This is a genomic window from uncultured Roseibium sp. (assembly GCF_947496995.1).
Classification (GTDB): domain Bacteria; phylum Pseudomonadota; class Alphaproteobacteria; order Rhizobiales; family Stappiaceae; genus Roseibium.
The window spans coordinates 288,952-311,453 of sequence record NZ_CANMFD010000003.1 but is presented as its reverse complement, the minus strand read 5'-3'; the positions used below and the strand labels follow the sequence as shown (position 1 = coordinate 311,453).

The 22,502-nt window shown below is 60.1% G+C and carries 20 protein-coding genes; 18 read left to right on the top strand and 2 right to left on the bottom strand.

What is annotated here, in order from left to right; all coding sequences use genetic code 11:
• Nucleotide 1: 1 nt before the first annotated feature.
• The 7 genes from Q1B40_RS14260 to Q1B40_RS14230 all read left to right on the top strand — a co-directional run bounded on the left by Q1B40_RS14260 (nucleotide 2) and on the right by Q1B40_RS14230 (nucleotide 6,911).
• Entirely contained in the window at nucleotides 2-1,621 is a 1,620-nt protein-coding gene (locus Q1B40_RS14260) for an AMP-binding protein (RefSeq protein WP_299815804.1), read from the top strand.
• Nucleotides 1,622-1,770: 149 nt separating this feature from the next.
• A complete protein-coding gene (locus Q1B40_RS14255) occupies nucleotides 1,771-2,907 on the top strand; it encodes an ABC transporter substrate-binding protein (RefSeq protein ID WP_299815801.1) in 1,137 nt (378 codons plus the stop codon).
• 72 nt (nucleotides 2,908-2,979) lie between these two features.
• Complete coding sequence (locus tag Q1B40_RS14250; protein WP_299815797.1) at nucleotides 2,980-3,900, top strand: branched-chain amino acid ABC transporter permease; 921 nt, start codon at nucleotides 2,980-2,982, stop codon at nucleotides 3,898-3,900.
• Entirely contained in the window at nucleotides 3,897-4,880 is a 984-nt protein-coding gene (locus Q1B40_RS14245; RefSeq protein ID WP_299815794.1) for a branched-chain amino acid ABC transporter permease, read from the top strand. Before Q1B40_RS14250 ends, Q1B40_RS14245 begins: the two co-directional genes overlap by 4 nt.
• Nucleotides 4,873-5,655, top strand: coding sequence for an ABC transporter ATP-binding protein (locus Q1B40_RS14240; RefSeq protein ID WP_299815791.1), 783 nt, complete (start codon nucleotides 4,873-4,875; stop codon nucleotides 5,653-5,655). The genes Q1B40_RS14245 and Q1B40_RS14240 overlap by 8 nt, the downstream gene beginning before the upstream one ends.
• A complete protein-coding gene (locus tag Q1B40_RS14235) occupies nucleotides 5,652-6,338 on the top strand; it encodes an ABC transporter ATP-binding protein (RefSeq protein WP_299815788.1) in 687 nt (228 codons plus the stop codon). Before Q1B40_RS14240 ends, Q1B40_RS14235 begins: the two co-directional genes overlap by 4 nt.
• A 177-nt stretch (nucleotides 6,339-6,515) precedes the next feature.
• Complete coding sequence (locus tag Q1B40_RS14230) at nucleotides 6,516-6,911, top strand: RidA family protein (protein WP_299815785.1); 396 nt, start codon at nucleotides 6,516-6,518, stop codon at nucleotides 6,909-6,911.
• Nucleotides 6,912-7,348: 437 nt separating this feature from the next.
• Here Q1B40_RS14230 and Q1B40_RS14225 read toward each other — a convergent pair whose 3' ends face one another.
• Nucleotides 7,349-7,549: a hypothetical protein gene (locus Q1B40_RS14225; protein WP_299815782.1), complete on the bottom strand. Its 201-nt coding sequence runs from the start codon at nucleotides 7,547-7,549 to the stop codon at nucleotides 7,349-7,351.
• 378 nt (nucleotides 7,550-7,927) lie between these two features.
• On the opposite strand from Q1B40_RS14225, the gene Q1B40_RS14220 reads away from it, so the two are divergent.
• The 10 genes from Q1B40_RS14220 to Q1B40_RS14175 all read left to right on the top strand — a co-directional run bounded on the left by Q1B40_RS14220 (nucleotide 7,928) and on the right by Q1B40_RS14175 (nucleotide 20,472).
• Nucleotides 7,928-9,334, top strand: coding sequence for a hypothetical protein (locus Q1B40_RS14220; RefSeq protein ID WP_299815779.1), 1,407 nt, complete (start codon nucleotides 7,928-7,930; stop codon nucleotides 9,332-9,334).
• A 27-nt stretch (nucleotides 9,335-9,361) separates the two neighbouring features.
• Entirely contained in the window at nucleotides 9,362-10,483 is a 1,122-nt protein-coding gene (locus Q1B40_RS14215; protein WP_299815776.1) for a phosphatase PAP2 family protein, read from the top strand.
• A 14-nt stretch (nucleotides 10,484-10,497) separates the two neighbouring features.
• Nucleotides 10,498-12,636 carry a S8 family serine peptidase gene (locus Q1B40_RS14210; protein WP_299815773.1) on the top strand — a complete coding sequence of 713 codons (2,139 nt, stop codon included), beginning with the start codon at nucleotides 10,498-10,500 and terminating at the stop codon, nucleotides 12,634-12,636.
• 488 nt (nucleotides 12,637-13,124) lie between these two features.
• On the top strand, nucleotides 13,125-14,024 hold the full coding sequence (locus Q1B40_RS14205) for a hypothetical protein (protein ID WP_299815769.1): 900 nt from the start codon (nucleotides 13,125-13,127) through the stop codon (nucleotides 14,022-14,024).
• Nucleotides 14,025-14,421: 397 nt separating this feature from the next.
• On the top strand, nucleotides 14,422-15,150 hold the full coding sequence (locus Q1B40_RS14200) for a FadR/GntR family transcriptional regulator (RefSeq protein WP_299815766.1): 729 nt from the start codon (nucleotides 14,422-14,424) through the stop codon (nucleotides 15,148-15,150).
• A complete protein-coding gene (locus Q1B40_RS14195; protein WP_299815763.1) occupies nucleotides 15,143-16,306 on the top strand; it encodes an aminotransferase class I/II-fold pyridoxal phosphate-dependent enzyme in 1,164 nt (387 codons plus the stop codon). Before Q1B40_RS14200 ends, Q1B40_RS14195 begins: the two co-directional genes overlap by 8 nt.
• Nucleotides 16,307-16,351: 45 nt before the next feature.
• Nucleotides 16,352-17,608, top strand: a complete 1,257-nt coding sequence (locus Q1B40_RS14190; RefSeq protein WP_299815760.1) for a sugar ABC transporter substrate-binding protein — start codon at nucleotides 16,352-16,354, stop codon at nucleotides 17,606-17,608.
• 62 nt (nucleotides 17,609-17,670) lie between these two features.
• Nucleotides 17,671-18,534, top strand: a complete 864-nt coding sequence (locus tag Q1B40_RS14185; protein ID WP_299816534.1) for a carbohydrate ABC transporter permease — start codon at nucleotides 17,671-17,673, stop codon at nucleotides 18,532-18,534.
• Nucleotides 18,535-18,542: 8 nt separating this feature from the next.
• The gene (locus Q1B40_RS14180; protein ID WP_299815757.1) at nucleotides 18,543-19,385 is read left to right on the top strand and encodes a carbohydrate ABC transporter permease; all 843 of its coding nucleotides are present in this window, start codon (nucleotides 18,543-18,545) and stop codon (nucleotides 19,383-19,385) included.
• Nucleotides 19,386-19,395: 10 nt separating this feature from the next.
• Complete coding sequence (locus Q1B40_RS14175; RefSeq protein WP_299815754.1) at nucleotides 19,396-20,472, top strand: ABC transporter ATP-binding protein; 1,077 nt, start codon at nucleotides 19,396-19,398, stop codon at nucleotides 20,470-20,472.
• Here Q1B40_RS14175 and Q1B40_RS14170 read toward each other — a convergent pair.
• Nucleotides 20,464-21,204: a phosphoribosyltransferase gene (locus tag Q1B40_RS14170; protein WP_299815751.1), complete on the bottom strand. Its 741-nt coding sequence runs from the start codon at nucleotides 21,202-21,204 to the stop codon at nucleotides 20,464-20,466. The genes Q1B40_RS14175 and Q1B40_RS14170 overlap by 9 nt on opposite strands.
• 124 nt (nucleotides 21,205-21,328) lie before the next feature.
• Here Q1B40_RS14170 and Q1B40_RS14165 point away from each other — a divergent pair, with 124 nt between their 5' ends.
• Nucleotides 21,329-22,498: a M20 aminoacylase family protein gene (locus tag Q1B40_RS14165; protein ID WP_299815748.1), complete on the top strand. Its 1,170-nt coding sequence runs from the start codon at nucleotides 21,329-21,331 to the stop codon at nucleotides 22,496-22,498.
• Nucleotides 22,499-22,502: the final 4 nt, after the last annotated feature.

The window sequence follows — 22,502 nt, the reverse complement described above, 5'->3', positions numbered from 1 at the left end:
CATGCTTGGTCCTTCCGCACATACCGATACCTTCACGCGGGACAACCTGCCGCCCGAAGACGCCTGGCCCGAGTTTCTGCTCGATGGCTTCTCCTATCCGGAGCGCCTCAACGCGGCGGTGGAACTGACCGACCGAATGGTCGAGAAGGGGTTCGGCGACCACACGGCGCTGATCGGCAACGGCCGTCGGCGGACCTACAAGGAACTGGCAGACTGGACCAACCGCCTGGCTCATGTCCTGAGCGAGGATCTCGGTGTGCAGCCCGGAAACCGGGTGCTGATCCGGTCCGCCAACAATCCGGCCATGGTGGCCTGCTGGCTTGCCGCCACGAAAGCGGGGGCGGTGGTCGTCAACACCATGCCGATGCTGCGGTCGGGCGAGCTTTCCAAGGTGGTCGACAAGGCGGAGATCGAATTCGCGCTGTGCGACACGCGATTGATGGAAGAACTGGTCACCTGCGCCAAGACATCCTCCTATCTGAAGAAGGTCGTCGGCTTCGACGGCACCTCCAATCACGATGCGGAGCTGGACCGGCTGGGGCTGGAAAAATCCGTGAACTATGACGCGGTGCAGACCGGCCGCGACGACGTCGCCCTGCTCGGGTTCACTTCCGGGTCGACCGGGACGCCGAAGGCGACGATGCATTTTCACCGCGACCTGCTGATCATCGCCGACGGCTACGCGAAGGAAGTGCTGGGCGTGACGCCGGAAGACGTTTTCGTGGGCTCGCCGCCGCTGGCCTTCACATTCGGTCTCGGCGGTCTGGCCATCTTTCCGCTGCGCTTCGGCGCGGCGGCAACGCTGCTGGAAAACGCTTCGCCGCCGCAGATGATCGAGATCATCCAGAAATACAAGGCCACCGTCTGCTTCACGGCGCCGACCGCCTACCGGGTGATGCTGAAGGCGATGGACGAAGGGGCGGACCTGTCCTCTTTGCGCGCCGCGGTTTCGGCAGGCGAGACCTTGCCGGCGCCGGTTTACGATGCCTGGATGGAAAAGACCGGCAAGCCGATGCTGGACGGCATCGGCGCCACGGAGATGCTGCATATCTTCGTTTCCAACCGCTTCGAGGATCACAAGCCCGCCTGCACCGGCAAACCGGTGACGGGCTACGAGGTCAGGGTCGTGGGGATGGACGGTCAGCCGGTTCCGGCGGGTGAGGTCGGGCGGCTCGCCGTGCGCGGGCCGACGGGTTGCCGCTATCTGGCGGATGAGCGACAGGGACAATATGTCGTCGACGGCTGGAATATCACCGGCGACAGCTTTTCCATGAGCGCGGACGGTTATCTGCATTTCGCCGCCCGCAACGACGACATGATCATCTCCGGCGGTTACAACATCGCCGGTCCGGAAGTCGAGGCGGCGCTGCTGGCGCATCCGGCGGTTCTGGAATGTGCCGTCATCGGCGTTGCTGACGAGGCCCGTGGCGCCATCGTTGAAGCCCATGTGGTGCTGAACGAGGGAGCCGAGCCGGGGGAAGACCTGCGCAAAGCGTTGCAGGACCATGTCAAGGCAATGATCGCTCCGTATAAATATCCGCGTTCGGTCGTGTTTACGGACACATTGCCGAAGACGGAGACCGGCAAGATCCAGAGATTCCGGCTGCGGCCGCCGGCGTAAGCCGAAAGGAGACACCTTTGCCACGCGGGCACGCGGCAAGGGAAGAAACAGACGACTGCCCAGACCTGTCCGGAAAGACTGAAACAAGCACCGGACAGTAAAATAAAAACATGCGGGAACCGCTGGTTCAGTATCGAGAGGAGTTTGAAATGAAGGTTATGACGATGGCGGCGACAGCCGTCCTGGCCCTGGGGCTGACGAACGCCCAGGCAGATCCTGTGAAGGTTGGCATGATCACGACGCTTTCGGGCGGTGGTGCCGGTCTCGGGATCGATGTGCGTGACGGCTTCCTGCTGGCTGTGAAACAGTCCGGCAACAGCGATATCGAGGTGATCGTCGAGGACGATCAGCGCAAGCCGGATGTGGCCGTGCAACTGGCCGACAAGATGGTCCAGTCCGACAAGGTCGACGTGATGACCGGCATCGTCTGGTCGAACCTGGCCATGGCAGTCATTCCTTCGGTCACGGCTCAGGGCAAATTCTACCTGTCGCCCAATGCGGGTCCGTCGGCACTGGCGGGCAAGGGCTGCCACCCGAACTATTTCAACGTCGCCTGGCAGAACGACAACCTGCATGAAGGCGCGGGCGCCTACGCCAATTTCGCCGACATGAAGAAGAGCTTCATCCTGGCGCCGAACTATCCGGCGGGCAAGGACGCGCTGACCGGCTACAAGCGCTTCTACAAGGGCGAGCTTGCCGGGGAGATCTACACCAAGCTCGGCCAGACCGATTATGCGGCCGAACTCGCCCAGATCCGGGCATCGGGGGCGGACAGCGTGTTCTTCTTCCTGCCGGGCGGCATGGGGATCTCGTTTCTGAAGCAGTACAAGGACAGCGGCATCGATCTTCCGGTGGTGGGTCCTGCGTTTTCGTTCGACCAGGGCATCCTGCAGGCGGTTGGCGACGCGGCGCTGGGTGTGAAGAACACCAGCCAGTGGAGCAAGGACATCGCCAACGAGACCAACAAGGCGTTTGTCGAGAGCTTCCAGGCCGAATACGGCCGGCTGCCGTCGCTTTATGCCTCGCAGGGCTTCGACACGGCCAACCTTCTGCTGTCGGCAATGGCTAAGGCGGACGTGAGCGATGCGGACGCATTCCGCGAGGCGCTGGAAGAGGCCAACTTCAAGTCCACACGGGGCAACTTCCGGTTCGGTCCGAACCATCACCCGATCCAGGACATTCATGTCCGTGAGGTGATCAAGGAAGGCGATGTCTACACCAACAAGATCATCGGCACGGCGCTGACCAGCCATGCGGATGCCTATTGGGCCGAATGCGACATGTAAGACACTGAGTCCGCGGCCCGGAAACGGGCCGCGGACTGCCAATCGTTTTTGATGCTCCAGGGGCGGGGGTTCATGTCACTGATATTGCTCATAGAGCAGATTTTGAACGGTCTTCAGTTCGGCATCATGCTGTTTCTGATGGCGGCGGGGCTGACGCTGATCTTCGGCGTCATGGGGCTGATCAATCTTGCCCATGGGTCGCTGTACATGATCGGCGCTTTTTGCGCGGCTGCGGTTGCCGGTCTGACCGGATCTTTCCTGCTTGGCCTGATCGCCGCGCTCGCAGGGGCCGCTCTTGCCGGTGCGCTTGTTGAGCTGGTCGTCATAAGGCGGCTCTACCGGAAGGACCATCTGGACCAGGTGCTGGCGACCTTCGCCCTGATCCTGATCTTCTCGGAAGGCACCCGCTGGCTCTTCGGGTCTTTCCCGCTGTTCCTGGACGTGCCGGACTATCTGTCCGGCCCGATTACGCTGCCTGGCGGCATCCAGTATCCGCTCTACCGGCTTGCGCTCATCGTCATCGGGCTTGCGGTCGGGCTGGGGCTCTATCTGCTGATTTCGAAAACCCGGCTCGGTGTGCAGATCCGCGCCGGGGAGAATGACCGGGAGATGATTGCCGCCCTCGGGATCGATATCGCCAAACTCTATACGATCGTCTTCGCGCTTGGCGCGGCGCTTGCCGGCTTTGCCGGAGCGCTGGTCGGAGCCATTCAGTCGGTGCAGGTCGGCATGGGCGAACCGGTTCTGATCATGGCTTTCGTCGTCATCGTCATCGGCGGCATCGGCTCCATCAAGGGGGCTCTGATCGGAGCCCTCCTCGTCGGGCTGACCGATACGCTGGGCGGTATCTTCCTGCCGGAAGTCATGAAACTCTTCTTCGATCCTTCAACGGCGACCTCGGTCGGCTCCTCGCTGGCCTCCATGGCGATTTACGTGCTGATGGCCGCCGTGCTGGTTCTCAAGCCTGCAGGGCTGTTCGGAGCGCGGGCATGACCAGAGAAACCTATGTGAATGCATTCACCCTGGCGCTGTTCGTGGCGATCCCGCTCTGGGCGGTTGTTGCGGACGAGCCTTTTACCATCACTCTTATGACCCGGGCGGCGATCTTCGCCATCGCGGCCGTCGGGCTGAATATCGCGCTGGGACTTGGCGGTCTGGTCAGTCTGGGGCACGCCGTATTCTTCGGGCTTGGCGGGTATTCGATGGGCATTCTCGCCTATCATGCGCAAACCTATATGTCTCTCGCCGAATGGCCCTTGCTGATCGAGGGCACCAAGTCGATGCCGGTCATCTGGTTGACCGCGATTGTCGTGTCGTCCCTGGCCGCGCTGGTGATCGGCATCCTGTCCCTGCGCACGGCCGGCGTCTACTTCATCATGATCACGCTGGCCTTCGGGCAGATGTTCTTCTTCTTCGCCATTTCCTGGTCGGAATACGGCGGCGAGGACGGCTTGTCGATCTATGTGCGCAACGGCTTCCCGGGCCTGAACACGCTCGACCCGATCCAGTTCTACGGGCTGTGCCTGGGGCTTCTGTGCCTGGTGCTGGCCTTTGCCTGGCGTCTGGCCAATTCGCCGTTCGGGCTGGCACTGAATGCGGCGCGCCAGGCGCCGCTCCGCGTGGAGACTGTCGGTCTCGACCCGGCGCGTCTGCGCCTCGTTGCCTTTGTGCTGTCAGGCGCTATAGCCGGACTGGCCGGAGCCCTGTTCGCGGATCTCAACCGGTTCGTCAGTCCGGTGATGTTCAGCTGGCAGACAAGTGGCGAGATCATGATCTTCGTTATTCTGGGCGGGGTCGGTCGGTTGTTCGGACCTGTGGTCGGAGCGCTGGTCTTCGTTGCGCTGGAACACTGGCTCGGCGGGCTCAGCGAGTTCTGGCACATCTATCTGGGGCTGTTGCTGCTGCTGATCGTGCTGTTCGCCCGGGGCGGACTGATCGGGCTGGTCGCGGGACGGGAGGCGGTTCATGACTGAGCAACCTGTTTCGGCAACATCGGTCCCGCAAATGCCGGTTCTGGAAACGCGGGGCATCTGCAAGAGTTTCGGCGCCCTGCGGGCCAGTCAGAATATCTCGCTTGATCTGAGGCCTGGAGAAATCCACGCCATCATCGGGCCGAACGGCGCAGGCAAATCGACGCTGATCGGGCAGATCTGCGGGACGCTCAAACCGGATACCGGGTCCGTTCACCTTCTGGGCAAGGACGTTACCCATGACGCCACGCGGCTGCGGGCCCGGGCGGGGCTCGGCCGGACGTTCCAGATTTCCTCTCTGGCGATGGAAGACACGGTGCTGCAGAACGCCGTTCTGGGAGCCCTGGGCGCCAGCGGCAAACCCTGGCGGTTCTGGAAAGATGCATTGCACGACAGGTCGCTTACGCAAACAGCCGAGGAGGCGCTGCTCCGCGTCGGTCTTGAGGACCTTGCCCGCCATCGCACTGCGGAACTCAGCCACGGCCAGCGCCGCCAGCTTGAAGTCGCGGTGGCGCTGACGCTGCGTCCGAAAGCCCTGGTGATGGACGAGCCGATGGCCGGAATGGGCCCGGAAGGCTCTAGGCTTTTGACCGGTTTCCTGGATCGGTTGCGCCACGAAGCGCCGATCCTTCTGGTGGAACACGACATGGATGCGGTTTTCTCCCTGGCCGACAGGATCAGCGTGCTGGTCTATGGCGAAGTGATCGCTACCGGGTCCGTGGAGGAAATCCGCGCCAACGCCGCGGTGCGCGAAGCCTATCTGGGAGATGAGGCATGAGCCTGCTGTCGCTTGAAAATGTCACCGCTTCCTATGGCGCCAGCCAGGCTCTCTTCGGCGTGGACCTCGATATCGGCGAAGGGGAGGTGGTTTCCCTGCTCGGCCGCAACGGCATGGGCAAAAGCACAACGGTCAAATGCATCTGCCGGATGCTGCCCGCGTCGGGAGTTCTGACGTTCGACGGAAATGATCTGACGCATCTGGCCAGCCACCGCGCTGCGCGGCTGGGCCTCGGCCTTGTTCCGGAAGGCCGCCGCTGCTTCGGCAGTCTTACGGTTCATGAAAACCTGACAGCCGCGGCGCGACGTGGTGCCTGGACCTTCGAACGGGTCATCGAGCTGTTCCCGCGCCTGGGAGAACGGCGCGGGCAGCGAGCGTCGTCGCTTTCCGGTGGTGAGCAGCAGATGCTGGCGATTGGTCGGGCGCTGATGACCAATCCGAAACTTCTGATCCTCGACGAAGCCACCGAGGGGCTTGCGCCGATTATCCGTCAGGAAATCTGGGCCGTCGTCCGTCAGTTGAAGTGCGAAACGGGTCTTTCGATCCTTGTGATCGACAAGTCGATCCGGGAACTGCGGGAGATCAGCGACAGGGCGGTGATCCTGGAGCGCGGCAGATCCGTGTGGGCCGGCCCGATCGCCGGCCTGACGGACGACGTCACGCATCAATACATAGGAGTCTGACCGAAGCTGAATTGGTCCAGACCGGAAAAGGGAAGAACAGGAACAATGGCAACCTCTGTCCAACGCTTGCGCACGGCTCTCCCTCCACGGGCGATATCGGGTTCAAGTGATCGCATGTCCGCCGCCCGTGCCGAACGGCAGACCGGATTTCGTCGCAAGCTGCAGGGAGTGTGAGAGATGCCGTCCAAGATCATTCAGCCGCAGGGCTGGGTTCCCGCAAAGGGTTACGCAAACGGTGTGCTGACCGAAGGGCGAACGCTCCATATCGGTGGCCAGATAGGCTGGAACGCGGATCAGGTCTTCGAGAGCGGCGACTTTGTGGCCCAGATGGAACAAACGCTCGCAAATATCGCTGCCATCGTCAAAGAGGCGGGAGGTGAGGTCACCGATATCGTGCGGCTTACCTGGTTCATCACCGACAAGCGGACATATATGGCACGCCAGAAGGAAGTCGGCGAAGCCTATCGCCGTGTCTTCGGAAGGCATTTTCCGGCCATGTCGGTTGTCGTGGTCGCCGGACTGATCGAGGACGAGGCGCTGATCGAGATCGAAGCCACCGCTCAGATTGGCTGAGCGTGGCGAAGGGAGGATCTTCCTTCGAACAGATCGGTCGCGCTAAAATTGAGAAATATTTTCCATTGATACTTGATAGTTCAAGACTCTTGAAAATATTTTTAAAGTTGATTTAATTATTTTACAAAAATTGTGGCGGAGAACGCCTCCGCCACTGAATATCTTCTAAAAAAAATCCATATTGAAAATCAACTGCACTTCCTTATCCCTTAAGTGCTCCTTTACAATACTTCTAATCTTTCAAATTGTCAATTATATTTTTACATTTGCTTTGCGTTAGCTTCGCTTACGCAGCGTTGCGCACAGTAAAGCTCGCCCGCATACACGGGTGCTACTGTCTCTGTCTGTCCGGCCCGGCGTCAAACGATGCTTGCGGGCCTGGAGCATTCTGATCACGGTCGAGGGCAGGCCAGAGGCTCTGCCGCTTCAAAATCAATCTAGTCGCGATCCTCTTTTTCAAGATCCGAAAGACTTACCCGGTCAGCCATCTTCACCAGCCAGGATAACGTTTTCTTCTGCGGTTCGCTCAAATGGCCGATTTCGCAGATCTGAATCACGGTTTGTCGGTGATGATTCCATGCAAGGAAGAAATCGACGATATCCGCGACATCATCAATGTTCGTGCTCTCGGCTGACAATTCACCTGCTCACTCTTAAGTTCATGATGGGGAGAGTTTAGGGGCATGTCGCCAGTTGCGAGCGTGAAAAAAGTGTGAACCTATTGGTTCCGTCAGGGAACTGCTGTTTTATAAAACTCCGCATTTTTGTCGAGGCAATGGGCTATGTGCGCCAGGGTATTGGAAATAAACCTGTTCGGGTCCTGTTTCGTCCGTTCCGCTGAACCCGGAGCGTTCGAGATAACCGGCAAAAAGCACCGTGCGATCTTCGCTTTACTGGCGACGGCCCCGCACGGTTGCAGAAGCCGGACCTTCCTGCAGGAAACGCTTTGGGGGGTTGCGTGCTACGACACGGGCCGCCAAAGCCTGCGCCGTGCCCTTTCCGATATCAAATCCGCCATGGGTCCCTATTACGGCCAACTGATCACCACCAACAATTCCGAGGTCACGCTCGATCTCGGCAAGGTTACTTTCGTGGGCAAACCCGGACAGGGGACCTTTCTTGAAGGGCTGGATATCCAGTCGCCGGACTTCATCGACTGGTGTAACGGGATCAGGGCGCAGCCGGATCAGATCTACTCCCTGTTCCGTCCGGCATCCTCTTCCCAGCCACACCCGCCTGTGCCCACTGTCACGGTGTTGCCGTTGCTCAGTATCGAGAACAATCCGGAGCTGTCCGTTCTTGGAGACTGGTTCGCCGAAGAGATCTGCCGGTCTCTTTCGCGAACCAATCTTCTGTCTGTCATTTCCCACCTCTCGAGCCGCGCCTTCTCAGGAAGGCGGATCGATATCGACGTCATTCGTGACAAGCTCGGTGTCGACTATTGCGTGAGTGGCAACATTCACAGGCTGGACGATCAGGTAATCACGGATGTCGATTTCCTGGATGCCAGATCGGGTCGGATCCTGTGGACCCGCCGCTTCAGCGGGAAGTTCAGGGATTTCATCAGTGACGCGGGTCAAGGACTCACCAACATTGTTCAGGCAGTCGGCAGCGCCATTGCGTCCGATACCCTGAATTACGTTCGCGGACGTCCCATCACCGAAATCGCCGACCACAGACTGCTCATGGCCGGCGTCAGCCTGATGCACAGAACGACTCTCCGTGACTTTGCCCAGTCCCGCGAGTTGCTTGACGAGGCGGTCAGACGGTCTCCAAGGTCGGCTGAGGTGCTTGCCTGGCGCGGCAAATGGCACATTCTGAGCGTCGTCAACGGATGGAGTTCGGACCCGGCGCAAGATACCAAAAGCGCCGTCGGCAGTACGGCAAAGGCGCTCGATATCGATCCTGAGAATGCGTTCTGCCTGACGATTGACGGTTTTGCCCATAACAACCTGCTCAGAAGGCTGGATGTTGCTTCCGACCGCTACGGAATGGCTCTTGCCGAGAATCCGAATGAAGCGCTGTCCTGGCTGTTGCGGGGGGCCTTGTTTGCATTTCAGGACGCCGGACAACAGGCGATTCACGCTGCGGAAAAAGCACGTCAGCTTTCCCCGATCGACCCGTTCAAATACTTTTTCGATTCCCTTTGCGCTACGGCTTATCTGTCGGCAGAGGATTACGGGCAGGCCTTGAAGTTTGCCGATATGTCGCTGGAGCGTAATCAGCGCCATTTGTCGACATTGCGCGCCAAGATAACTGCGCTTCATTTTTTGGATAGGACAGAAGAAGCAAAAGAAGTTGCTGCTGAACTTCGCCGTAGGCAACCGGACTTTTCAGTTGAGAATTACATGCGTGCACATCCTGCAGCAGATTATCAAATTGGAAAAAATGCCGCGCTTGCACTGACTGCGGTGGGTTTTTGAATATTGGATTTATAAACGGAGGGTGGCATGGCCTATTTTGGTGGTATTGGCGGTATCGGCGGCATTGGAGGAATTGGTGGGATCGGTGGCATTGGCGGGATCGGTGGCATCGGTGGGATTGGTGGCCTGACGGGAATCGGTAGCTTTCTGGGCGCAGGAGCAGGTCCGGCGCTCGACCCGCTGACAGTTCAGGGACTGCAGACGAGTGCGCAGGCGATTGCCCATGCAGCTGGAAGTGCAGCGGCGCATACGCCCGGTGAACTCAAATACTCGTCTACCGACAATCTTGATCATTGGGCTGACTGGGTCAGGGCATCGCTTTATCTCAGCGATTTCCTGAGTGAGTTGCACTGGAACATCAAGGCCGAACCGGGAGGAGCTGTTGTATTGTCTCACCGTGCGCGCGGTGGGCAGGAGCAGGCATTCTTCGAACTGGTCCGGCCGGAGATGTCCGTGTTTGTAGAACAGGCGAAGATCGTCCGTTCCTACATGGATCAGCGACCCGAACGAACTCCTGAAATCCTCAGCCAGCTCGGGTTTCCGACGCCCTATTTCGCCATGATCCTGGGGCTATATCCGGCGCGGAACCAAAGCACTATGGAGCTTATCTCGATCACGCAGGTTCTGGCCTCGCATGTGGCAATGATTGCCAAACACCACCTGGCCATTCGCAGGCCCGACCGGGTGGACGCGATGATTCTGCCGATGATCACCACCCCGGGGCATGGCAGTTTCCCCAGCGCCCACGCCACGGAAGCCTTTGCGGTTGCCCGTGTACTGGAAGGCCTGATCGATGCGACGGCATCGCACTATCCGGATCCGGACAAGCGCAAGAAACTGGTGCGTAAACAGGCCGAACGGGTTGCGGTGAGCCGGACTGTCGCCGGCGTGCACTATCCTGTCGACAGTTGGGCGGGAGCGTTGCTCGGTAAAATGGTCGGCGAAATCATCCTGAACAAATGCGGCATTTCACAGCTCATGACCGGTCTGAAATATGAAGCGAAGGCCGATTCCGATTTCATGCTTTCCCAATACCGGGATCCTGCCTGGAAAGATCATGGCGTGAGTGAGCTCCAGAACTGCAAGGTCGACAAGAGTTCCCTGTTTGAATGGCTCTGGGAAAAAGCCGTCGGCGAGTTCGACCTTTAAGCGGGAGCAGGGACATGAACGACACAAGCACCTCAGGCAGCGACGGGAATACCGTCTCTGCGCTCGAGAGCTATTTCGGCCCTTATGAAGCCTGGAATTTCGGGATCGGCAGGCCCTATGCCTTTCCTGTCTTCCGCAAGAACGACAGCCAGTTTCTGACGGCTCTCGCCGAGCATCCGTCACCGAGGAAGCCTGAGCTTCCTGCAAGCGCGGCTTCGAAGGCCGGTCGCCGGGTGTGGTTGCCGACGGTGTGGGGCAGGAGCGAAAACATTCCCTTGCGGTTCTGGCCTCTTGTCGTCGAAAACAAGGGGGATGGGGAGATCGGCTTTCAGAATTTGAAGGGCGACCTTCAGCAGGCCGTGCAGTCTCCTGGGATTGACGCGCCCCGTTACAGGATGGCGTTTCCGGTAGCTCCCGCCAACATGCATGATGATGCCGGCGCGGATCTCGCGGATCCGGACTGGTCTCCGGATCCCAAGGTTAAAGAAAACAGCCAGGGCAAGGTCATCAACGTTCTGGCGGTCATCGACGACGGGATTCCCTTTGCTCATCGCAATTTCCGGGCTGCCGACGGTCTCAGGACCCGGCTGGAGTTCTGCTGGGTCCAGTCTGCCGACAAGGATCCCGAAGCCGAGATCCCGAGTGTTCTTTTCGGCAGGGAATACACCCGTGACGTGATCGAAGGGTTCATCCGTGACCATGAGGACGAGGATGCGCTCTATGCGGCGACAGGCGCGTCCTCCGAACAGTTCGGATCACCCGCGGCCATCAATCGGCTCGCCACGCACGGTGCTCACGTCATGGATGTCGCGGCAGGTCATGACCCGAGCAAGTTCACCACCTCACCGGAGGAAACCCGACTGATCGCGGTGCAGCTTCCCAACACCCTCTCGTGGGATACGTCAAGCTTCGGCAAAGACATGTACATGCTTTCGGCGGTTCACTATATCCTGGAACGGGCCGAGAGGATCGCTGCAGGCTATGGGGTTGCGGACATTCGCGTTACCATCAATTTCAGCTACGGGTTTTCCGCAGGTGGACATGACGGGGCGAGCGAGCTTGAAGCGGCAATCAACGAGATCGTGGGAAAACGACGTGCGCTCGGAAGGCCGACCGCAGTCGTCATTCCATCAGGCAATACCCATCTGCAGCGCCTGCATGGTGAAATTACCGCGGAAGACCTCAAATCGGGTGCATTTGAATTTACCTGGACTGTTCAGCCGAGCGACCGGACGTCCAACTACCTGGAGATCTGGTTTCCTGCCGGGTTTGATCCGGGCCAATTCACAGTCGAGCTCAAGGGGCCATTCAACAAGGCACAGGCTGCGCTGAAGCTCAGGCCGAATGCGGATTTCGAAGATGGCGATCCGCGGAATTTCGAAGTTGTGCGGCTCGGTAACCGGCACCCCGCCCCGCATGTCGGTCAGATGAGTGTCGACAACCATCGTTCGTCCGGGCGCTGGCGTGTGCTGATCGCGCTGGCGCCGAGTGAACCGGACGACATGGATCTCCCTGCAGCTCCTGCAGGTGACTGGCAGGTCAAACTGAGGCGTGGAAAGGGCGCGCCTGCTGACCATCCACCGATCAATCTATGGGTTCAACGCGACCTCGATCTGGAGGCTTTTCAAAAGGGGAGTCGGCAGAGCTATCTGAACGATCCCGATTATCGCTCCTACAACGATCGCGGTGAGCAATCCCAAACGGATGAGACCGACGGTCATGTCCGCCGATTTGGAAGTCTCAATGGCATGGCGACCGGCGAAACAACGCTGATTGTTTCCGGATGCATGCCCTCTGCCGCGAACGCGTGGGATCCGGAGCAGCCCATCCCGTCCCACTACAGCTCCGCGGGCAAGGTTTCTCCGGATAATCCGGTCGGCACGGTCGACTGTACCGCGCAGTCGGACCGTTCGAGCGTTCTGCCGGGGATGATCGGGGCGGGGACCCGCAGCGGGTCCTACGCGGTCGTGCAGGGAACGAGTGTTGCTGCTCCCCTGGTGGCACGGCGGCTTTCGGAAGCTTTCGCAATCAGTTCCCAAGAGGAAGTCGCGAAGGCCGAGGAGGATAACTACCTTCCCTTGTTGAAGAAGGTGGATCTACCTGGGGGTGATAAAGAAATTTATGCCCGCCTCGGTGGCTCCCTTATAATATAAAGTAATTTATAATATCGATCTGGCCCGGTATTCACCGGGCCATTTGTTTTTCGAACGTTTCATTCACGCTTTTCTCACGAGCATCCAAATCAGAATTGCTTATTATTACTATTGTCGGAAGGCGCAATGATGCGGCTCCGGTATTAGAGAGTTGTCTCGAGATCATATGATTTCGCTTTGAACGACCTCTCCTTGGCAACATGACAAATTGTTTTCCGGTGCCGCCTGGGATCAGGCGGCTCGAGGGACCGTCATGCCTCAAGGAGCAGGCCACATTGTTGGCAGGAACGGAAAGATGTCAGTTCAATCGCAGGGCCCCCGAAATGTTCCGGTTTCACGCCGCGTCCGCTCGTCTGCTGAGGCGCCGCATGGAACCATGCTCTTGGGTGACGTGCCCCATCGACCGCTTGACCGCGCAATACTGCTTGCGGACCCCGCGGTTCCTGCACGCGCTGACTACTGCAATCTGCCCGGCTTAGGAGGTAGACATGTACGCTGAAATCCTGGAAGCAACGGTACTGAACAACACGAGATTTGAAAAAGATCCGAACAAATGCCTTGTTTATCACATCCTGGATGACAACAGGGCGCCCCTGACACCGGAGCAGGTGGCGGTGGAATGGTCCGCAATCGGCAAGGGTGACGATGAACTTGCGCACAGGATCCGGCGTTCGCCGACCACGGTCTGCGCCGGCGGCGACGCCTGGGTCAACGTCCTGATCGAAGTGTCTCGCTTCCTCGGGTACAACAAGACTTTCTTCGATGTCCTGGAAGGTTACTACGAGACCGCGAGCACAGCCTGGCCGAGCATCACGTTCGATCAGGTGGTCGAAAGGAAACCCTTCAAGCTGCATATCGACAAGGGTGGGTTCGACTATTTCGTCTTTTCCGGCGGAGGCAACGAAATCCTTGGCTGCGGCGTCTTGCAAAAGCTGCTGAAGGACCGCAGCGCCGGGAACGGGTCAGGCAAGCCCGAGGACTACCTGATGCCCGACAGGCTCGATGCCATCCTGGCCAAGCTCAAGGAGGGATATCTGGACATCGCGCGGTACGTCAGAAACACATCGCCCGGAACGCAGATGCTTGTCCACGGTTACGACTATCCCGTGGCCCGCGCCGATGGTCCGTGGCTCGGCAGGCCGTTCGTGCGGCGGAGCTTCGACATGGGGGCTGACAAGGAACTGATCGCGGAAATCCTGGCCCATGTCATCGACCGGTTCTACGGCATGCTGGAAGAGGTTTCCGAAAAACATGCCAATGTGACGGTCGTCGACATTCGCAACATCGTTCGCGGCCGCTGGACCGACGAGATGCACCCGGATCTGGAAGCCTCGAAGGATATCGCGGCTTTCTACCGGAATGTCATCGATGGCTATCCGAGCATGTGACTTTCGCGAACGCCGCCCGGTCTGACTGAGGCCACTTCCTCCCGACTGAAGGCATCCACCTCGAGATAAGCGGTGTCTTCAGAGACCTTTCACGCCGGGCGGCACCTGCAACATTTCGATCTTTTCCGGACACCCCGGCCGGCATCCGCAACGGTTGCCGGCCGGGTTGTTTTTGCGCGTGTACTTCCGTGGGTGGCCTGCTCGCTGTTCTCTGATCTGCCGCGGCTACCTGGCCGGAATTCTGCCGGATCGCAGATTCTATTTCCATAAAAAGTTATAAATATCAGTATCTTGTTTAGTTTCTTAGTGTCTCAGAAACTTTGTCTGACAAAGTATTTACAATGTCAGACAAAGTGCTATCGTGAATAAGAACACTGAGAAAGGTCATCCCCGGTCCATGCCGCAGAACCCAGCTGTGAAACGTTTCGACAAGAGGACAGACCGGGATGACGAGCCGTGGGACGTGCCGCGTGCTCTCATCAGGCTGATCGAGGACGAAGGGTTGAAGGTCGGCGACCGCCTGCCGCCTGAACTCGATCTGGTGCAGCGCCTCGGTTTTGGCCGCTCGACCATCCGCGAGACCCTGAAAACCTGGGAAAGCATGGGTGTCGTCAGCCGCAACAAGGGGGCAGGGACCCGGCTCACGGCGGAGATCTCCCGCAACACGGTTCGCGTGGCGCTCACAATCAAGCATGAGGCGATCAGCCTATTGCGCATGCTGCAGGTGCGGCGCCCACTCGAGATCGAGGCGGTGCGGATCGCGGCCCGTCTCGCCACTACCGAACAACGCAAGCTCATCAATGCGCGCGCGGCGGAGCTGATGGCGGTCTTCGAGGCGGGTGAGGACTGGCGTCCGGCCGATCACCGGTTTCACAACGCCATTCACGACGCCACGGGCAATCCCCTGTTCCGCCAATTCGTCGATCAGATCCAGAAGTGCTTCCACGACATCTACGACACGCCGTTCGGCAAAGCCCATCTCGGCAAGGACACCATTCCGATTCACCGTCCGCTGGCCGATGCGATCATCGCCGGGGACGAGGATGAAGCTGCCCGGCTGACCGCAACGATCATCGACATGGTCTGCACCGAAACGCAGAAAATTTCCGAGGAACACAATGGCTGAGACCGGGCCGGATCCCTATTCCATCGATACGCTGCTGGCAGCGGCAGCCACCGGCTTTGGTGGGGCCGCGGTGCCGCCTATCGTGCAGACTTCGCTGTTCACCTTCGACAGTTATCAGGCCTTCGAGGACCGGATGGCGGGGCGGACGTCCGATCCGCTCTATACGCGGGTCCAGAACCCGACCGTTGCCGCCTTCGAGGCCCTGGTGGCGGCTGCGGAGGAGGGGGAAGCCGCTGTCGGTTTCGCGTCCGGCATGGCGGCCATCTCCTCGACGGTGTTTGCCTTCGTGCAGCCGGGGGACCGCATCGCGTGTGTGGAGCATGTCTATCCGGATGCCTACCGGCTGTTCGAGCGGATGCTGCGTCCCTTCGGTGTCGAGGTTTCCTATCATTCCGTCGAGGCATTCCAGAACGATCCGGACCTGCTCGAAGGGGTGAAGCTTGCCTATCTGGAAAGCCCGAACTCGGTTGTCTTCCAGACGATGGATCTTGCGGCGGTGGCGGCTCATGCCAGGCGGCACGGAACGCTGACGGCCGTGGACAATTCCTGGGCGACGCCTATGTTCCAGCGGCCGCTGACGCTGGGTATCGATATCGTTATTCACTCGGCATCGAAATATTTGTCGGGCCATTCGGATACGGTCGCCGGCGTGGTGATCGCCCGCGCCGACCTCATCAACCGGATCCGCGACCTGACTCTGACGCTGCTGGGCGGCAAACTTGCGCCCTTCGAGGCGTTTCTGCTGACACGAGGCCTGCGTACGCTGGGTGCCCGCATGCGCCACCACGAGGCGTCGGCGAACCTCTTCGTCGACAGGCTGTCCTGCCATCCGAACGTTACCGCCGTCATGTCGCCAGGCCCCAACATGGTGCCGGGCCTGAGCGGACGCTCGGGTCTGCTGTCGGTCGAACTGGATGAGAGCGTCGATATCCCGGGTCTTGCGGACAGGCTGAAGCTGTTCCGCCTCGGCGTCAGCTGGGGCGGCTTCGAGAGCCTGATCCTGCCGACGCGGATCGGGCTGAGGCAGGCCGGCGAACAGAATTCCATGCAACGCTTTGGCGTCTCCGACAGGGTCGTGCGCCTGAGCCTGGGTCTTGAGGACCCCAACGATCTTTGGACCGACTTCGAGGCGGCCCTGAGAGCAAGCGTTCGCTAACAAGACGGCGCTTTCAAATATAACCAAAGAGGAGCGGAGCAGATTATGAGGGGACTAATAGGAGCTATCAGCGCACTGGCATTTCTTGCCGGATCAGCGGCTGGTGCAGAGACCCTGAAGCTTGTGGAAGTCATCACAAGTCCCGAGCGGACGGCAGTTCTTCAGAAGCAGGTTGACGCTTTCGAAGCGGCCAATCCGGGAACCGAAGTCGAGATCGTCTCGCTGCCCTGGGGTCAGGCGTTCGAGAAATTCGCGACCATGGTGGCGGGGGGAGACATTCCCGACGTGGTGGAAATGCCGGACCGCTGGGCGGGGATCTACAAGGACAAGCTTGTCGATCTGAACAGCCGGATCGCGGAATGGGAACACGGCAAGACGCTGACCCAGAAGACCCTGGACATGGGACGACAGACGGACGGAGAAAGCGCCCGGATGATCCCGTACGGTTTCTATCTGCGGGCCCTGTTCTACAACAAGAAGCTGCTTGAGGAAGCGGGTGTCGATGCACCGCCGAGAACCATGGAAGACTTCATGGCGGCCTCCAAGGCGGTATCCGAGCTGGACGGCAAATACGGCTATTGCCTGCGCGGCGGACCGGGCGGTCTGAACGGCTGGATCATGATGGCCGCGACCATGAACGGCGACAACACGTTCTTCGACGAAGACGGCAAGAGCACGCTCAACCAGCCGGGGTCCGTCGAGGGGCTGCAGTTCCTGATCGACATGTATCAGAACGGCTATGCGCCGAAGGATTCCGTGAGTTGGGGCTTCAACGAAATCGTTGCCGGTTTCTATTCGGGGACCTGTGCGTTCCTGGACCAGGACCCGGACGCGCTGATCGCGGTTGCCGAGCGGATGGACGCGGAAGACTTCGCCGTTGTTCCGATGCCGGTCGGTCCGGCGGGCAAGGCATTTCCGACCATCGGTTTCGCAGGCTGGGCGATGTTCGACAGCACGGACAACGAGGACCTGTCCTGGAAGCTCATCGCGCATCTTTCCAGCCCCGAAGCCAACAAGGACTGGGCCAAGCGCGTCGGCGTCATTCCGATCCATGAAGGAGCGGACCAGGATCCTCACTTCCAGACCGAGCAGTTCGCCGGCTGGTTCGATACGCTGAACGGAGATGAATATATCCCGACGGTCATGCCCACGTATCTGGATCAGTTCGGGTATTTCGCCGACTCCATCGCTCTGGAAACCAGCCAGGAAGCCCTGCTTGGCCAGATCAGCGCACAGGAAATGGCCGATACCTGGGCCGAATTCCTGACAGAAGAGTACGGCCGGTGGAAAGCCGCGCAATGACGGCAAGAAACCCTTCCGCGCCCGGGGCATCCCGGGCGCGGCCATCCTTCTACCTGCGCTACATGGTGGAGCCCTATGTCTATCTTTCGCCCGCGCTCATCCTGATCGCGTTGGTGATGCTGGTTCCGCTGGTCATCGGGATCTCCTATGCGTTCCAGTCGGTCAATCTTCTGCGTCCGCTCGATACGGGCTGGGCGGGGCTGGATAATTTTCGCTCCCTGTGGAGCGACCGGAAATTCTGGCTGGCGCTGACCAACACCTTCTGGTGGACGGCCGGGTCGATCACGTTCCAGTTCTTTCTCGGTCTCGGCCTGGCGCTGCTGCTCAACACGAGCTTTCATGGCAAGCGACTGGTTCAGGCTCTTGTCTTCCTGCCCTGGGCAGTGCCGACCTTCCTGTCTGCCCTGACCTGGGCCTGGCTTTTCAACCCCACCATCGGCCCGTTGCCGCACTGGCTCGCGGCGCTGGGCATACTGCCCGAGCCGTTCAACATCATGGGCGACCCGAACCTTGCCATGTGGGGGCCGATCACCGCCAACGTCTGGTTCGGCATTCCGTTTTTCGCGATCACTCTTCTGGCAGCCCTGCAGTCGATCCCCGGTGAACTCTATGAGGCGGCGGAGATCGACGGTGCATCGGCCTGGCAGATGTTCACCAAGATCACCCTGCCGTTTCTGGCGCCGATGATCGCCATTACCGTCATGCTCAGGACGATCTGGATCGCGAATTTCGCAGATCTGATCTTCGTGATGACGGGGGGAGGGCCGGCCAATTCGACACAGATCCTGTCGACCTACATTTTCACCACCGCGTTCCGGAAGCTCGACTTCGGCTATGCCTCGGCGATTGCCGTCGCGCTGCTGGGTCTGCTGCTCGTCTACGCCGCGGTTCTGCTGGTGTTGCGCCGCAAGCTGGTCAAGATCTGAGGTTCGTCATGAGTGTGCATCGTCACAGTTCGCCCCTGGCGGTCACCGGCAAATATCTGGCCCTGGCGCTGTATGTCGGCTTCGCCCTGTTTCCGCTCTACTGGCTCGCCAAGATCGCGGTCACGCCGGACAAGTTGATCTACACGGAAGGAACCGCGCTGGTTCCGAGCAGCTTCACGCTTGAGAATTTCCGCACGGTTCTGGTGGCGACGGACTTCCTGTATTATTTCCGGAACAGCCTTGTCGTGTCGCTCACCACCGCCGCGATCACGACCTGCATCGCGGCAGCGGCCGGCTACGCCTTTTCGCGCTTCACCTTTCGCGGCAAGCGGCTTGTGGTGGCCATCATGCTGATCACGCAGATGTTCCCGCTGCTGATGATCATCGCCCCGATCTACAAGATCGTCGCGGCGGTCGGGCTGCTCAATTCCCTTACCAGCCTGATCATCGTCTACACGGCCTTCAACATACCTTTCGCAACCTTCCTGATGCAGTCCTTCTTCGACGGCATTCCGAAGGATCTGGAGGAGGCGGGCATGATGGACGGCTGCACCCGCTTTCAGGCGCTGCGCAAGATCGTCCTGCCGCTGACCTTGCCGGGCCTCGGCGCGACGCTGGGGTTCATCTTCACGGCAGCCTGGAGCGAACTGCTGTTCGCGCTCATGCTGATCAACTCGAACGACACCATGACCTTCCCGGTCGGGCTGCTGACGTTCGTTTCGAAATTCTCGGTCGACTGGGGGCAGATGATGGCGGCCGGCGTGCTTGCGCTGGTGCCGTCCTGCCTCTTCTTCATCTTCATCCAGCGGTATCTGGTCCAGGGGCTGACCTCCGGGGCCGTCAAGGGGTAGGCGTTTCAGCATGGCACGCATTGAACTGCAGAACATCGCCAAGAACTATGGTCCCGTTGAAGTCATGCGGGATATCAATCTGGAGATCGAGGACGGCGAATTCATTGTGCTGGTCGGCCCGTCCGGCTGCGGAAAATCGACGCTTCTGCGCATGATCGCCGGTCTGGAGCCGATCACGGACGGCGAGTTCCGGGTCGATGGGCGGCGCATGAACGAGGTGCAGCCACGCGATCGGGACATGGCGATGGTGTTCCAGTCCTACGCGCTGTATCCGCATATGGACGTTGCCCGCAACATGGGTTTTTCGCTCGAAATCCGCAAAGCGCCTTCGCAGGAGCGGGCCGGGAAGGTGCATGACGCGGCAAAGACGCTCGGTCTCACGTCGTTGACCGCCCGTCTGCCCAAGGCCCTGTCCGGCGGTCAGCGCCAGCGTGTCGCCATGGGCCGGGCAATTGTCCGCGATCCGAGCGCCTTCCTGTTCGACGAACCGCTGTCCAACCTGGATGCCGCGCTGCGGGTCGAGATGCGCCTGGAAATCGCCCGGCTGCATCAGCGCCTGGAAACGACCATGATTTACGTCACGCACGATCAGGTCGAGGCGCTCACGCTCGCCGACAGGATCGTGGTTCTGAACGCGGGCAAGATACAGCAGGTTGGCACACCGCTGGATCTTTATGAGCGTCCGGCCAACCGGTTCGTCGCCCAGTTCATCGGTTCTCCGACCATGAACATTTTGGAGGTCGCTCCGGCGGACAAGGGCGTTCTTCTGAAAGACGGAACGTTGATCGGGATCTCGCCGGGAACGGGTCATGCCTCGGCCAGCGATCTGGGCGTGCGGCCCGAGCATCTGAACATCGTTCCGGAAGCGGCCGCGCATTTCTCCGGAACGGCGGAACTGGTCGAGCATCTGGGGTCGGACACGAATATTCACGCGCGGGTGCCGGACATCGGCCAGGTGCTTGTCCGCCAGCACGGACATTTTCCACTGAAGACAGGCGATCCCGTCCACATCGCAATGGAGCTGGACAAGGTGCATCTCTTCGCTCCGGACGGGCAAAGGCTGGAACCTGTTGTCGGTTCAGGCTGATTTGTCCAACGCTTCCGGCTGCCATCCGCCGCCGGGGTGGCGGGTGAGCTTCGGTGTTCTGAAGACGCCGACAACGCGCTCCGAAAGGCCGCTTGCCTCCTGCTCCAGCGCTTCTTTCCAGCGCATCGTCTGAAGCATGGCGGCACCGATGGCCACCGGTTCGATACCGCAAAGCTTGAGCAGGCGAAGGCCTGCGAGAATGGATGTGCCGCTGCTCAGGACATCGTCGACCAGCAGTACCCGCTTGCCCTTCAGGAGCGGCAGCATGCGCGGGTCGAGATAAAGGCGTTTCGTCTGGTCCGGGCTGGTGATCGAGCGCAGGGGAACGGAGAGGTCCTCCCGGTACCAGAACTTGCGCGAGGTGCTCAAGGGCACGAAGCGGCTGTGGCCGAGGTTGCGCGCGGCGGGAGCTGCCAGGGTCAGGCCGAGCGTCGGCAGGCCGAGCGTCGGCAGGCCGACCACCACCTCAGGCGAGAAGGGACGGGCAAGATCGGCAAGTGCCGTGGCCAGCCGGTCAACGACTTCGAAGGATGCCTGGTTGACGATAAGAGATGCCAGAGCCGACTGGCCATCCGCCAGTTCGCGGATCGGCAGGGCGAGCTGGCCTCCGTCCGGCAACAACGCGGGAAAGAAGATCCGGTGCCCTTCCGGCGGTGCGGTGTCATATGTCCCCGCCGGAGCGGTTTCCTGCCAGAAAACATGGGGTTCTTTTTCGAAGATATTGCCGATCATTGTCTGCTTTCCGGGGTTCGACTATGATAAATCCGCTTTTTCCGGGATCTATCAGATCCTGGCCGCCTTGTCCGGTCCGGAACGGGGTTCAGCCTTTTTCTCCTCGAAAGGATCAACACATCCGATGACCAAGATATCGCTGGACGCGGAGGAACTGACATTTCTCAAGAACCTCCGGCATGACCTGCATACCCATCCCGAGCTTGGTTTTGAGGAAGTGCGCACAAGCGCCATCGTGGCCGATCTTCTCAAAGAGGCCGGGGTAACCATCCACCGAGGCCTCGGCGGTACGGGCATTGTCGGCACGTTGACGAACGGCAACGGCCCGCGCCGCATCGGCCTGCGCGCGGACATGGATGCCCTTGCCATGCCGGAGACGGCGGACCGTCCGTACAAATCCTCGGTTCCGGGCAAGATGCATGCCTGCGGCCACGATGGCCACACCACCCTGCTGGCGGGCGCCGCGCGGTATCTGGCACGAACCCGGAATTTCAACGGCACAGTCCATTTCATCTTCCAGCCGGCGGAGGAAGGCCGGGGCGGGGCGCGGAAAATGGTCGAGGACGGCCTCTTTGATCTCTTTCCCTGTGATGCGGTCTACGGCCTGCACAACATGCCCGGCCTTGCCGTGGATGAAATGGCGGTTACGGCAGGCCCGCAGCTTGCGTCCTCCGACAGCTGGAAGGTCGTATTCAAAGGGGTCGGAACTCATGGCGCCAAGCCGCATCTGGGCAAGGACCCGGTGACGGCCTGCGGCCATTTTCTGGCGAGCCTTCAGACGGTTGTCGGCCGGGTTGTGGATCCTCTCCAGCCCGCGGTCGTCAGCGCCTGTTCCGTTCATGCCGGGGACCCCAATGCCCTCAACGTCATTCCGGACTTCGTTGAAATCGGCGGGACGGCGCGGGCCTATTCGCCGGCAGTCCGGGATCAGCTCGAGGCGGAAATCGGCCGCCTTGCCCGCGGTGTTGCCGTCATGTTCGGGATCACCGCCGACTATGATTTCATCCGTCGGATTCCGCCCGTGGTGAACAATCCGGATGTCACGGAGCGCGCGCTCGCGGCCGCACGCGCGGTTTGCGGCAACAAGGTGCGCACCGATTTTCCGCCGTCCACCGCAGGCGATGATTTTGCGTTTTTCTCCCAGGAGGTTCCGGGCTCTTATGTCTGGCTCGGCAATGGACCTGCCGTCGATGGCGCGCTTCACCACAACACCGCGTATGATTTCAACGACGCGGCCATCGAGACCGGCGTCAGTTTCTGGGTTCGGCTGACCGAAGGCGAATTGGCGGGGTAGCGGT